Raw genomic sequence first — 12,797 nt, forward strand, 5'->3', positions numbered from 1 at the left:
GTAATCGTTGTGTCTGATATTGAAAGTGCGCTGGTCGCACGCGTGGATGAGCTGGAGAGCCGGGTAGCATTCCAGGAGGATACACTGGCGCAATTAAACGACCAGATTGCTGCCCAGGATGCACAGATCCGAGTACTGGTATCGCGGTTGCGCGAGATGACAACCCGGTATCAGGATCTTTCTTACGAAATGCAAAAGGAATTGAAGCCCGCGGACGAAAAACCTCCGCACTATTGAAGCCCATTGTGGCGCCCCGGTTCAGAGGGCGCCGCGCTAAAATAGTGCCCGGCCAGGTCCCCGGTTCGAAATCGCTGAGAGCAATACTGGGGATAAGTCGGCGCCATTTTCTTTATGCGCCGTGCCCCCCGGCGCTACCACCGTTCCTTGAGATTTATTCATCCTGGAAGAGGCTTTTGGCTGTCGGCTGAATGGCTGAAAATTTCTTTTTTTCTCTCCGCGTCAAGCCTTGACAATTTTTTTTCCACATTTAATCGGCGTGTTTTTTATCGATTCCTGGCGTGCGTGAAATTGGTACGCCGGGGAAAAATAATCCCATAACTAATTGATTCTAAAGGAAAAATCGAAACGATTAAAAATTGATCAGTTTGCTGGAGGTAAGCGAAGACGGGGTTTGGCACCAACTTTTCTCACTTCATGCACAAACTTATCCACAGAAATTGTGGAAGACTCAATTACACGCTGGCACAGCTCTTTTTGGTGCCTTTTAAACGCACGGATTTTTGCCATTGGTGGCTTGCCGCATCCTGGTGCAGTGCGTATGCCGCAGTATGGTTGTACGCGTTTTATCCAGGTGCATATTTAGTTTTTACTGCAGTGCCAAATTTGCGGACCAGGCAGTAGACCTGATCACACTTTCCGCATAGTCTTCCCGACCATGGCGAACGCGGTTCAGCTACCAGTCAGGAACAGGTAGCAATACTGCGCATATCGGCCCCGCCTGGTGCCCGTTGGGATCAAGCGGGGCGGGCCGAACTCTCACCCGATTAGTAAAAGCGTTAGGAGAAGCTTCAATGAAAAAATGGGTAGCCATTCTTGCTCTGGGTTCACTGGTGGGTTGTACCACTCTGGATCCCTACACCCAGGAAAGCAAAACCAGCAATGCCGCCAAGGGCGCAGGTGCTGGTGCTGTGGCTGGCGCCATCATCGGTGCTGCAACAGCCAGTAAAAGCGATCGCAAGAAGGGTGCAATTACCGGTGCTCTCGGTGGCGCAGCCATCGGCGGTGGTATCGGTTACTACATGGATCGCCAGGAAATGGCCCTGCGCCAGCGCCTGGAAGGTACTGGTGTACGCGTTCAGCGTGAAGGCGACAACATCCGCCTGATCATGCCGGGCAACATCACCTTCGCAACCAGCCGCTACGAAATCCGTACCGATTTCTACGACACACTGGACTCTGTTGTACTGGTACTGAAAGAGTTCGACAAAACTGCGATTCGCGTAAGCGGCCACACCGACAGCACTGGTTCTGATGTTACCAACCAGACCCTGTCTGAGCGCCGTGCGCAATCTGTTGCTGACTTCTTTGCCACACGCGGCGTTGCTGCAGGCCGGGTTCAGGCTGTTGGTTACGGCGAACGTTACCCGCTCGCTTCCAATGATAATGACGCCGGACGCCAGGCAAACCGCCGGGTAGAGCTGGAACTACTGCCGCTGCAGTAGGAAGATAGAAGGGCGCTCAGGCGCCCTTTTTTATTGTCCGGAATTGTCAGGGGAAGACGATGCCTCATTCGTACATGGACGGGATACGACAGATACTACTCTCCGCCCGGTTGGTTTGGGTGGGCGCAATACTGGCGGTAATGTTGCGTACGCCTGCGACCCACTCCCTTGAGGTCGCTGAATCCGCGGCTGCGCCCCTGTCTGAAGCGCCGGCCACTGCGACAGCTGGCAGCGCGGCCAGTCCTCAGCAAACTAGTGATGACGTTGCGATCGCTTCGCGATTTGAGCAGGCTGACCTGGTGGCGCAGGTTCGGATCACTACCGTTCATCGCGTAATCGACAATGCGTTGTCAGAGCCTGGCATGACAGCCATTCTTGGATACGTCTATTCCGCCAAAGCTCAGAGAGTCTATAAAGGCGAAGCGGGAACGCTTCTGGCGTTTCGCGTTACCTTTGACGCCTGCCAGGAAAAACTGAAAAAGGGTGAGCAGTATCTTATTTTCGCCGCTGCCGATACTGAAGGTCGCCTGCAGGTGGATAGCTGCGATGGAATTCTGTCCGGCGCAGACGCGACATCGCTACTCGTGTATTTTGATGGCGAGAGCGCAAAATCAGAGCGGGAAAAACTCTAGCTTGAATGTGATGGTCGCCAGGCTACTTAAGCGTCTCTCGGGCAAACTTTTTCGCCGTCCCCGGTTGGTTAGAACTTATATAGATAAAACCAGCCTCGTATACAGCCAAAAACACTGAATATCTGGAATATTGTTCCTTGAAGTGCGGCAATTGGGGATTATTCTTATCAGTAATGGCGCAGACTTCTTCCGCATAATCCCTTGCCGAGAAGAACGTTGTGGCTTTAGGCGAGAGGCCGGAGCGATATGGCCTCAAGCTTGCCGCAGGTGCCTCGCACGCGATGAGCGGGCCTGGGCGATCTGTTCCACATGCACACTCTCAACCACCTGGGGTCATTGGGTATATGAAAAAACTACTGTTGCCACTGATTATTTTACTGCTCATCATCGGCTATTTCATGTCGCAGAAGGCAGATCGTGCGGTCGACAACGATTACGACAAGCTCGAGCAGCCGAACAGCGAGAGCATGGACAGCACCACGCCTGACACCACAATACCGGACAATGACAATGCGCCGGTTATTACGGAGCCGGATCAATCGGAAAGTTCCACGGACCGCCTGATTGACGAATCCAAGGAAGCCGCAGAAGCGGCGGGTGATGTCATAGAGGATACGGCGAAAAAGGCCGGTGAGGCCCTGGAGGACGCCGGTGAGGCGACTAAAGATGCCGCTGAGGATGCCCTCGACAAGCTCAAGGGCGAAGACAAGCCAGATACCGAGGATGAGCCCCAGTAACGCGGTTCTCCAGCAACCCCTAAAAGGCCGCGACTTGCTCGCGGCCTTTTTGTTTACAGTTTTTTTTCTAAGCTTATTGAGGCGGTAACCTGTTTCTAAAGCAATGATCGAACACAGCTGGCACCACAATCACGACATACTGGAAATACGCCCGGTTGCAAACCTGAAACCGGCCGAATTTCGCGCACTCGCTGCGCAGGTTGATCCGGTGATCAGCCAGCAGGGCGGGCTGCAAGGCCTGTTGATCGACGCCCGTCACAGTAAGGGGCTGCGCAATTTTGTATCGCTGGTCTCACACTGTGTGTTTACCCATAACGAGCATCGACACCTGCACAAGATTGCCATTCTCTCCGACAACACACTCCTGACCCTGATGCCCCAGCTGTTGAATCATTTTGTCGCGGCAGAAGTGCGGCCATTCCAGGGCGATGAAATGGCTCCGGCACTGGATTGGCTTACCCATCCCGGGTAAATTCAGCGCTTTTTTAGCGGATTATCCTCAATGGAACTGGCCGTCATTGCAGCGGAAGATCGTTTTTGTGTGGATGCGGAGGCGTTGGCATCCGAACTCCACGTACCGTTTTTGGGTAGTATCGCTGCGAAAGCAGTTGATAACTTTGCATTTGTACTGGAGTTGGGATCTGCATTGCAGTTGTGCGAGACCGGGCGCAAGGCGCCGGGTCCGGTGCTGGTAGATTTTGTTGCCGGTGCCGCGGCCCACAGGCGCAAGTTCGGCGGTGGTAAAGGGCAGCAGATAGCCAAGGCGGTTGGGGTACGCAGCGGTTTTTATCCCAAAGTGCTGGACGCTACCGCCGGACTCGGGCGGGATGCCTTTGTGTTGGCCTCTCTCGGTTGTGAGGTGCGGTTACTGGAGCGTAACCCCGTGGTCTACGCCCTGCTGGCAGATGGGGTCAGGCGTTTACATGAAGCAGCTGCAATGGATCGGGAGTTGGCACCGATTGCCGGGCGTATGATTCTTGAAGATCGAGTGGACAGCGCAGAGGTATGGTTGGCCGCGCAACCGGAGGAATCGCTACCAGTGGTATTTCTGGATCCGATGTTTCCCAGTCGGGAAAAAAGCGCCAAAGTGAAAAAAGAGATGGTGGCTTTCCATCATCTGGTCGGTAGTGATGAAGATGCGAATGGGCTTTTGGCACCTGCCCGGGCGGCGTGCTATTACCGCACCGTAGTGAAGCGGCCGCGTCTGGCACCGTATCTGGCGGATGAAAAACCCAACCTGTCTCTGGAAGGCAAGTCCGGCCGTTTCGATATTTATACCCGGCACGGGGTTCCAGGTTGAAGCGTTCCCGCCATTTGGCGGGAACGTGGAGGAGGGCACTAATCAGCAGTTGACGGCGTTGACTGCAAGCCCTCCGAGAGAGGTTTCCTTGTACTTGCTCTGCATGTCGATACCGGTTTGACGCATGGTCTCGATCACGCTGTCCAGTGGGACAATATGGGCGCCTGTGCCGCGCAGGGCCAATCGCGCCGCGTTGATGGCCTTTACTGCGCCCATGGTATTGCGCTCGATACAGGGCACCTGCACCAGCCCACCAATAGGGTCGCAGGTCAGACCGAGGTTGTGCTCCATGCCGATTTCAGCGGCATTCTCGATCTGCTGGTTCGTTCCCCCCTGAACCGCGGCAAGTCCGGCGGAGGCCATAGAGCAGGCGACGCCGATTTCACCCTGGCAGCCGACCTCTGCTGCGGAAATCGACGCATTTTTTTTGAATAGCATGCCGACTGCGCCGGCAGTGAGCATGAATTCCACTACCTGGTCTTTCAGGTCGCCGTGAATTTCCGGGTCGTGCACAAACTGGACGTAATAGGCGATCGTGGCGGGGATTACACCGGCAGCGCCGTTGGTGGGCGCGGTGACAATACGACCGCGTGCGGCATTCTCTTCGTTCACCGCCAGCGCAAACAGGCTCACCCAGTCGAGGATGGCCAGCCCCTGACGGCGCTCCTCATCGGTTTGCTTGCTGAGTTCCCGGTAGTGCTCTTCGGCACGGCGGCGCACACCGAGGCCGCCGGGGAGAACTCCCTTCTGGTGACAGCCTCGCTCGATGGAGGCCTCCATTACCTGCCAGATTTTCCAAAGGCCGTCTTTAACTTCCTGCTCACTGCGCAGCGCCTTCTCGTTGGTCATGGCCAGTTCGGCGATGGTCCAGTTGTGCTGTTCGCAGATTTCCATCATTTCTTCGGCGGAGCCGAAATCGTACGGGAGGATGGTGGCAATCTCTTCTTTGTGTTTGAAGTCTTCCTCCGAGAGTACGAAGCCGCCGCCAATGGAGAAGTAGCTGCGTTCGAAGAGTAGGGTGTCGCCGGCAAAGGCCCGGCAGGTCATGCCGTTGGAGTGTTGCGGCAGAAACTCTTCCATATGGAACAGAAGGTCGCGCTCCCGGCTGAAATTGATATTGTGATCGCCGGCCAGGTTCAGGGTTTGTTCGCGCTCAATGGCGTCCAGGCGCTGGTCGATGGTGTCGACCTCGATGGTGTCGGGAGCCTTGCCCTCAAGGCCCATCAGTACGGCCATATCGGTGCCGTGCCCAACGCCGGTCAGTGCAAGGGAGCCGTATAGATGTACTTCCACACGGTTGCTCTTCGCCAGATCCCCGCGTTCCTGAAGGTCTGTGACAAATTGTTTGGCCGCAACCATGGGGCCTACAGTGTGAGAGCTGGATGGTCCGATACCGATCTTGAACAGCTCGAAAATGCTGATACTCATGGGTTCGCTGTTTTCCCGCCATTGGCAGCTTGGTTGGGCAGACACGTCAGGTGCGCCCGCTGCACTAAGTGTAGTTTTCTGTCGTTTTGAAGGCGGCGCGGATAAGCCCTAATTAGGCCGGAGCGCGCGCGGGCGACAACTTCGCTGATGCCGTTACGCCATGCAAGCGCTTGTGATAAATCGAGATATTATTTGGTAGTAGCCGAGGCTCGTGTAACAAACGACTACACGGCACTCGGCAAACAGAGAGAATATTGCGGATAGTGGGCGGGCTTTGGTCAGCTTGCCGTCGCCACGATTGTTGCCCTCAGTGGGGCGGGGTGGCCTTCGGCTGTCTTGTTGTGATCGTCGGGATCCAGAAAATCCGCCAGTGACTCAAACTGCATCCAGTCGGTACTGCGTTGCTCTTCCAGGGTAGTTCGGTCGACGTCCACCGTACGTACGTCGGTAAAGCCCGATTTGCGCAGCCAGCTTTCCAGTGTTGCGGTAGTGGGGAAAAACCACACATTACGCATCTTTGCGTAGCGATCTTCCGGGACCAGGCACTCACCCAGCCCGCCCTCGATAACCAGTGTTTCGAGGACGAGCTGTCCGCCAGGGCGCAGCGTGTCTCGCAATTCGCGCAGGTGATCGAGGGGTGAGCGGCGGTGATACAGGACGCCCATTGAAAGTGTGGTGTCGAAGGCTCGAAGATTCGCGGGCAGTGCTTCGATGCCAAGGGGCAGTACATCCACCGGCAGATCCATGCCGAGGTATTTTTTCAGCGCGTAAAACTGGGCAACGAATTTGGCGGACGGATCAATACCGATCACCCGCCTCGCGCCGGCACCGAACTGTCGCCAGCAGTGGTAGCCGCTGCCACAGCCAACATCCAGCACCAGGCGGTTTTCCAGTGGTTCCATGTGCGGCGCCACCCGATTCCATTTCCAGTCTGAGCGCCATTCGGTATCGATCAACAAATCGAAGATCGTCCATGGACCCTTGCGCCACGGGTGCAGTTTGCGCAGCTGTGATTCAAGCTGCGCCAACTGCTCGGGTGTGGCGTCGTCGGCGCGGCCGGCCCGCACTTCATTGGCGCAGGTCACCGTTGAGGGGGTGATGTCCGGAAGGCCATCGAGAGCGGCTTGCCAATCCGGCAAGTCACCCCAGCGCTGAGGATCGAGCCCTTCGGCAATCTGCTGGGGCAGGGAGGTTAGCCAGGTCCGCAGCGCAGGGATGTGCTGCAGGCCGGCGTAGAGCTGGGTGTAGTCGATCATTGGCGAAATACTGCTTAGCTATCGCGCTGTTTGATGGCGATGATGGAGGCGAAATTGAAGCACTGGAACCAGACGTCGACACTGCTGAAGCCGACCGATTTGAGCCGTTCACGGTGATCAAACAGGGTTTCCGGAATAAGGACATTTTCCAGCGCACTGCGTTTTTGTGCGATCTCCAGCGCGCTGTAGCCATTGGCGGCCTTGAACGCGTGATGCAGGTCGATCATCAGTTCCTGATGGTCGGTATCGGAAAAGGCCACTTTCTCCGACAGGATCAACACCCCACCCGGGCGCAGCCCGTCGTAGATTTTCTGCAGGATTTGCTGTCGCTCCGCGGTGGCGATGAACTGAAGGGTAAAGTTCAGTACTACTACGGATGCGTCTTGAATCGGCACGTTTTGCAGGTTGTCGCAGATCAGCGTAACCGGCACTTGCCCGCTGTCTGCAGCGAGCACGGTGCGGGCGCGATCGATCATGGCCTGGGAGTTGTCCACCGCAATGATCTCGCAATCCGCCGCCGGGATGCGGTGGCGCATAGCGAGTGTTGCGGCACCCAGCGAGCTGCCGAGGTCGTAACACCGGCTACCCGCCTGGGCAAAGCGCTCGGCCAGCGTACCGATCATCGCCACAATCGTGGTGTAGCCAGGTACCGAACGCTGGATCATATCCGGAAACACGTCGACCACTGACTGGTCGAACGAGAATCCGGCGACTTCCCCCAGAGGGTTTGCGTAAATATCGTCTTTCTTGCTCACGGCAAATTCTCAGAGCTTCTCTTCGTGCAGGTCGAGCGCCAGCCCGGCTTCACGGCCCTGGCTGCCGGTTACCACTGCGGTGCTGGCTTTGTCCGCTTGCAGGTAGGTTTTGCCGACGCGTTGCAGGTCTTCCAGCGTGACTTCCGTAACCTTGCGGCGGAATGCCTGACGGACTTCATGGCTGCGACCATAAAGTGCGGAGTGGAAGGCCTTCTTGGCCTCGCCCGCGGGGGAGCCAGGTTTGTCCATGCCGCCGACAACGCCGAGGATGGCTTCTTCCACCTGCGACTCTTCGTGGTCGCTGCTCTGGAGCCAGTCGATGGAGTCATCGAAGTCCTTCAGCGTTTCCGCCATACGCGGATCGCGGTAAGAGTAGAAGCGGAATGCGCCGATATTCACATCGTGACTGGCGCCGCCGCCATACGCGCCGCCCTGCTCGCGAATAGTCCGGTGAAGGTAGCCGTTGCGCAGGAAGCCCCCGAGTACGGCCAGCGCCGGTGCGTCGGCGTGAGACATGGGCACGGTAGGGTAAGCCTTCGCGCAGAAGTTTACCTGGCTGTTGGCAACCCACAGATCCATCACCTTGTGCGCGCTGAAGGGCGATTCGGATGCGGCTGTGGGAACATGGCCGGCATTTGCAAGCGGCTGCAGTGCCGAGGTAAATCCGTCGAGTTTGTCGTCTTCACCAATCAGCAGGAACTGGCGCTCCGCATTGGCAATTTTCTGGTGAATAGCCGCAAACTTGCCAGCCAGGACTTCCAGCCCTTCGTTGCTGTCGAGGGTGCGCACCAGGGCTTTAAGGTGGCGCAACCCCTGCAAGCCACCGGATTCGTGTCCGTCAGCCGCTGCACGGTTGAAGCCGGCACTGGCGGCTGCCATCGCCAGTGCATGACCGCTGCCAACAACCGACTGCTCACGGCGTGCCAGGGTTTGCAGCAGCAGCTCCTTGATGCGCGGGAGTTCGTCGAAGCGCACCTGCTCCATCGTTGCCTGCATCAGTTCGGTCAGTGCCGCCTGATTTGCCGCAAGGGCCTTGCCGGACAGGATAAAGTGGCCGGATTGGCTATCCAGGTTGTTGAGTTCGGTGCGGTGGCTGGTGAAACCGTGAATCGAACCGGCCACGGCCGCCTGCCACTGCTGTACCTGCAGGTAGTCTTTGTCGCCCAGGCCCAGCTCGCACAGGGATTGACAGTAGTAAGGCACCAGCAGCTGCTCTTCGGCGGTGAATTCTGGCAGGGTGGTGATCAGTTGCTGATATACGAGACCATTGGTGCCAGCGCTGTAGCGCGTGGCTTTTTGCGAATGCTCGCCGCCAAGGTTTACTTCCTCGCCCTCGACTTTCGGTAGTTCAGGTGGGATGTCCTCTACACCGACTTTTGGCAGGATTGATTCATCGTCCTTGCGCTGCTGGCGATCCGCCAGTGCTTGTGCGGTCTGGACGATCTGCTGCTTTTCACCGTCCGTAAGCGCTGCCTTGATCCGGGCCAGGTGGGCCTTCTCTGCCTGCTCGCTACGGGCGGACAATTCGGTGTCCGGGGACATGATCAGGCGCACCCGGTGCTGATTTTCCAGCAGGAGGTTGCGCGCTGCGCCGGCGATGAATTCGGGATCCTTGATCTGTTCGCGCAGTTTTTCCAGCGCGCTGTCAATATTCAGCAGGCCGATAGCGTCGCCGCGATGGGTGGCACCAGTCAGTGCAGTGAGGATCAGTTGCAGGCCGAAGGGGTAGCCGTCGCCACCGATCTCGCGCTGCTGAAGCTCCAGTTGGTGCAGGGCGGCGGCAACCTGTTCGTAGGGAACGCCATTTTCCGCTACGTCCTCCAGCACCTTGAGCACCTGCTGTTCCAGTTCGTCGGCACGCTCCCGCTCGCTGCCTTCAATACCGCATACGAATACCAGTTCGCGCTGGGAGTCGTCCAGGCCGCACAATGGCGAAGGTGATTGGCCGAGCTCGGTGGTTTCCAGCAGGTGCATCAGCGGTGAAGCACTGTTGTCGAGCAATACGCCGGACAGGAGGTGTGCCGTCAGGGATTGTTCGAGATCGGTGACATCGCCCAGCAGCCAGCCAAGTACAATGTGGGTCTTCTCTTCCTGGGGTTCCTCGGATGGCAGCGGATATTTTTCTTCTACTCGCACCGGGGATAAATAGGTTTTTTCACGTCCGACAGCAATGGTTTTGTGCAGCTGGTCGAACTTGTGCAGGGCTTTCTCTTCGAACACCGCCTGGTGCTCAGCGGCGTCGATATCGCCGAACGTCATGAAAATAGCGTTGCTCGGGTGGTAATGCGTGCGATAGAAATTCACCAGTTGCTCGTAAGTGAGATCGGGAATGTCCGCGGGTTCGCCACCGGAGTTGTGGTGATAGGTAGTGGTGGGGAACAGGTACTTGCTCAAGGTCTGCCACAGGCGCGAGGTGACAGAGCTCATGGCGCCCTTCATCTCATTGAACACCACGCCCTTGAACACCAGTTCGCTGTCCGGGTTGCCGGGCTCGGCAAACTCCAGGCGGTGGCCTTCCTGGGCGAAATCCAGCGGATCCAGGCGCGCGAAGAAGACCGCGTCCAGGTAGACGTCCAGCAGGTTGTCGAAATCCTTGCGATTCTGGCTGGCGAAAGGGTATGCCGTCCAGTCTGAGCTGGTGAAGGCGTTCATGAAGGTGTTCAGGGAACGCCGGATCATCATAAAGAACGGATCACGCACCGGATACTTGTCGCTGCCGCAGAGCGCGGTATGCTCAAGAATATGCGCTACGCCGGTGGAGTCCTCCGGTACAGTGCGCAGGGCAACCAGAAAGACGTTCTCAGGGTTGTCGGCAGCAATGTGCAGGTGTTGTGCGCCGGTACGGCGGTGGCGGTATTCCTCTACCCGGACGCCAAGTGATTCAATTTCAGCACTGGTGATGGGTTCGAACGCTGGATGTACGTTGCTCAAAAGACAGCTCCAATCAATCGGTTGCGGTCGCCTCGGCTCTTTAGGCGCCAGTTGCATTCAGCAGGGCGCGGCGGCCGGGCAAATTCGGCGGCCATTTTAGCGCTCTGGGGCTACGAAAAGACAGGGTTGACAGGAGAGTGTTGACACTTGCGCCACTGGTGCGACACTTGTCGCGCCCGCGCCGGGTAAATCTTGTGCCACCGCCTTATTCAAAGTGTTCGCGGCCACAGAATCGCCATATAAATTTCCGCATTAAATGTAGACGAACGGGGGAACCGCGTTGACCTGGATGGATATTGCTAGTTTGGTTGGCTTTTGCCTTGCTTGGGCAGGCTACACCGTATTTGCCCGCAAGAAGGCGAAAACGGCCTGGTGCCTTGCTTCGTCCATGCAGTGGTACCGGGTCGAGTGGATGCTGCGGATGCTGGAGCGGGATATGCGTATGCCGGATGCCGCAATCCTCAGCAATCTTGAGCGCGTGATTGGTTTCTTTGCCTCCACCAGCATCCTGATTCTGGCGGGTCTGGTTACCGTGTTGTCATCCAATACGGCCGCGGTCGAGGTGCTCAGTAGCCTGCCGTTCTCGCAGACCACTACCGTTGCCCAGTTTGAGATGAAAGTGTTGGTGCTGATCCTGATCTTTATCTTTGCCTTTTTTAACTTCACCTGGTCCCTGCGCCAGTATTCGTTTGCAAACGTGCTCTTGGGTGCCGCGCCGGCCGTGGATGAAGAAGAGGTAACCCGAGAGGACCGTCGCCGCTACGCGATCAGTGCGGCAAAGGTGATCGATCAGGCCGGGCACAGCTACAACTACGGGTTGCGCTCGTTTTATTTTGCCATGGCGGTGATGGGGTGGTTCCTGCACCCGGTTCTGTTTGCCCTGGGTTATCTGCTGGTGATCTGGGTACTGTATATGCGGGAATTCCGCTCCCGTACGCTGCAGGTAATTCTCGCGGCAGAGGGGCGCTCTCTGGATCAGAAGCGGGACAAGTAAATGGACACCGAGGCCATATGCCGCGCATTCGATGCGCTGGGTGACGAAAAGGGCTGGCAAGCGCTGCATACACCAAAGAACCTCGCGATGGCCCTTGGGGTTGAGGTGGCGGAGTTGCACCGGCATTTCCAGTGGCGCAGCGATGGCGAAATTCGCACGCTGATGGATTCAGGAGAGGGGGCGCAGGTGGCGGCAGAGCTGGCCGATGTGCAGATGTACCTGATCAAGCTGGCGGCGGCGCTGGGCGTAGACCTGGAGCTGGCTGTGCAGGAAAAAATACGGGAAAACAGCCGTCGATGAGTGATCGGAATTTCGACGACCTGGCCCACCGCTTTAAGAAACGGATCTATGGCGGCCTGAAAGGGGATATACGCCTGGCGGTATTGAACCGGGACCTGATGCCGTTACTGCAAGACTGTGATGGCGAACTTACTGTGGTGGATGCCGGTGGTGGCCAGGGCCAGTTCGCGCTCGATCTTGCCGAAGCGGGGCATCGGGTCTGGATAGCGGATATTTCCGCGTCGATGCTGGAATTGGCCCGGGAGCAGGTGGCCGCCCGACAACTGGAGCCTCGGGTTACCTTGTTGCAGCAGTCACTGCAGACGCTCGCTGCCGATACGTCGGTTCCACGGGCGGACCTGCTGCTTTGTCACGCTGTACTGGAATGGCTCGAACAGCCCGCGGCCGCCGTCCAGCACCTGGCTGAAAGTGTCCGCCCGGGCGGTTATCTTTCGCTGACTTTTTACAATCGCCGCGCATTGGAGTTCCGGTTGCTTCAGCGTGGCAGTTTGCGCCAGCTTGATCGCAATAAGGACTCCGGCTTATGGGGCGGGCACCCCGGTAGCCTGACGCCGCAGAACCCTCTATTGCCTGAGGAGGTTATGGATTGGGTGGCCCAGTCGGGGATGTCGATTATTGCCCATAGCGGCATCCGCTGCTTTCACGACTTTATGACGCCGGAGATGCGCGACAAATTGCCGCCTGCGGCCATTGTCGAAAAGGAGCTGGAGTACTCTCGCATTGACCCTTACCGCCAGTTGGCGCGCTACGTACACCTATTAGTGCGGAAATAAGCGTCCGGT

Annotated in this window: 13 protein-coding genes; 9 read left to right on the top strand and 4 right to left on the bottom strand. The window is 57.3% G+C overall.

Annotated features, from left to right (window positions below; genetic code table 11):
- The first annotated feature begins 9 nt into the window (after nt 1-9).
- The 6 genes from LC093_RS00870 to LC093_RS00895 all read left to right on the top strand — a co-directional run bounded on the left by LC093_RS00870 (nt 10) and on the right by LC093_RS00895 (nt 4,351).
- Nucleotides 10-237, top strand: a complete 228-nt coding sequence (locus LC093_RS00870; RefSeq protein WP_226661046.1) for a SlyX family protein — start codon at nt 10-12, stop codon at nt 235-237.
- A 794-nt stretch (nt 238-1,031) separates the two neighbouring features.
- Entirely contained in the window at nt 1,032-1,682 is a 651-nt protein-coding gene (locus LC093_RS00875; protein WP_226661048.1) for an OmpA family protein, read from the top strand.
- A gap of 59 nt (nt 1,683-1,741) precedes the next feature.
- Entirely contained in the window at nt 1,742-2,314 is a 573-nt protein-coding gene (locus LC093_RS00880; protein ID WP_226661050.1) for a hypothetical protein, read from the top strand.
- A gap of 344 nt (nt 2,315-2,658) precedes the next feature.
- Entirely contained in the window at nt 2,659-3,051 is a 393-nt protein-coding gene (locus LC093_RS00885; RefSeq protein WP_226661052.1) for a hypothetical protein, read from the top strand.
- Between the two features lie 103 nt (nt 3,052-3,154).
- Nucleotides 3,155-3,523, top strand: coding sequence for an STAS/SEC14 domain-containing protein (locus LC093_RS00890; RefSeq protein WP_226661053.1), 369 nt, complete (start codon nt 3,155-3,157; stop codon nt 3,521-3,523).
- A 30-nt stretch (nt 3,524-3,553) separates the two neighbouring features.
- Nucleotides 3,554-4,351, top strand: coding sequence for a class I SAM-dependent methyltransferase (locus tag LC093_RS00895; protein ID WP_226661055.1), 798 nt, complete (start codon nt 3,554-3,556; stop codon nt 4,349-4,351).
- A gap of 42 nt (nt 4,352-4,393) precedes the next feature.
- Here the strand turns inward: LC093_RS00895 and LC093_RS00900 are convergent, their stop codons facing one another.
- From LC093_RS00900 to LC093_RS00915, 4 genes are all read right to left on the bottom strand, one after another.
- Nucleotides 4,394-5,779 (bottom strand): L-serine ammonia-lyase, encoded by a 1,386-nt coding sequence (locus tag LC093_RS00900; RefSeq protein ID WP_226661057.1) that lies wholly within the window; start codon nt 5,777-5,779, stop codon nt 4,394-4,396.
- Between the two features lie 278 nt (nt 5,780-6,057).
- A complete protein-coding gene (gene cmoB, locus LC093_RS00905; protein ID WP_226661059.1) occupies nt 6,058-7,035 on the bottom strand; it encodes a tRNA 5-methoxyuridine(34)/uridine 5-oxyacetic acid(34) synthase CmoB in 978 nt (325 codons plus the stop codon).
- Nucleotides 7,036-7,049: 14 nt separating this feature from the next.
- Nucleotides 7,050-7,790 (bottom strand): carboxy-S-adenosyl-L-methionine synthase CmoA, encoded by a 741-nt coding sequence (gene cmoA, locus LC093_RS00910; protein ID WP_226661062.1) that lies wholly within the window; start codon nt 7,788-7,790, stop codon nt 7,050-7,052.
- Between the two features lie 9 nt (nt 7,791-7,799).
- On the bottom strand, nt 7,800-10,721 hold the full coding sequence (locus tag LC093_RS00915; protein ID WP_226661063.1) for an insulinase family protein: 2,922 nt from the start codon (nt 10,719-10,721) through the stop codon (nt 7,800-7,802).
- 289 nt (nt 10,722-11,010) lie between these two features.
- On the opposite strand from LC093_RS00915, the gene LC093_RS00920 reads away from it, so the two are divergent.
- Genes LC093_RS00920 through LC093_RS00930 form a run of 3 tightly spaced genes read left to right on the top strand, consistent with a single transcriptional unit; the run spans nt 11,011 to nt 12,788 of the window.
- Nucleotides 11,011-11,715 carry a DUF599 domain-containing protein gene (locus tag LC093_RS00920; protein ID WP_226661065.1) on the top strand — a complete coding sequence of 235 codons (705 nt, stop codon included), beginning with the start codon at nt 11,011-11,013 and terminating at the stop codon, nt 11,713-11,715.
- Nucleotides 11,716-12,015 carry a nucleotide pyrophosphohydrolase gene (locus LC093_RS00925; RefSeq protein WP_226661067.1) on the top strand — a complete coding sequence of 100 codons (300 nt, stop codon included), beginning with the start codon at nt 11,716-11,718 and terminating at the stop codon, nt 12,013-12,015.
- Nucleotides 12,012-12,788, top strand: coding sequence for a methyltransferase domain-containing protein (locus tag LC093_RS00930; protein ID WP_226661069.1), 777 nt, complete (start codon nt 12,012-12,014; stop codon nt 12,786-12,788). Before LC093_RS00925 ends, LC093_RS00930 begins: the two co-directional genes overlap by 4 nt.
- Nucleotides 12,789-12,797: the final 9 nt, after the last annotated feature.

It is taken from the genome of Microbulbifer aggregans, assembly GCF_020524005.1.
In the GTDB taxonomy this organism is placed as follows: Bacteria; Pseudomonadota; Gammaproteobacteria; order Pseudomonadales; family Cellvibrionaceae; genus Microbulbifer; species Microbulbifer aggregans_A.

Coding starts and splice junctions, on each gene's coding strand:
- LC093_RS00875 (WP_226661048.1), top strand. CDS start 1,032: ATGAAAAAATGGGTAGCCATTCTTGCTCTGGGTTCACTGGTGGGTTGT.
- LC093_RS00880 (WP_226661050.1), top strand. CDS start 1,742: ATGCCTCATTCGTACATGGACGGGATACGACAGATACTACTCTCCGCC.
- LC093_RS00885 (WP_226661052.1), top strand. CDS start 2,659: ATGAAAAAACTACTGTTGCCACTGATTATTTTACTGCTCATCATCGGC.
- LC093_RS00890 (WP_226661053.1), top strand. CDS start 3,155: ATGATCGAACACAGCTGGCACCACAATCACGACATACTGGAAATACGC.
- LC093_RS00895 (WP_226661055.1), top strand. CDS start 3,554: ATGGAACTGGCCGTCATTGCAGCGGAAGATCGTTTTTGTGTGGATGCG.
- LC093_RS00900 (WP_226661057.1), bottom strand. CDS start 5,779: ATGAGTATCAGCATTTTCGAGCTGTTCAAGATCGGTATCGGACCATCC.
- cmoB (WP_226661059.1), bottom strand. CDS start 7,035: ATGATCGACTACACCCAGCTCTACGCCGGCCTGCAGCACATCCCTGCG.
- LC093_RS00920 (WP_226661065.1), top strand. CDS start 11,011: ATGGATATTGCTAGTTTGGTTGGCTTTTGCCTTGCTTGGGCAGGCTAC.
- LC093_RS00925 (WP_226661067.1), top strand. CDS start 11,716: ATGGACACCGAGGCCATATGCCGCGCATTCGATGCGCTGGGTGACGAA.
- LC093_RS00930 (WP_226661069.1), top strand. CDS start 12,012: ATGAGTGATCGGAATTTCGACGACCTGGCCCACCGCTTTAAGAAACGG.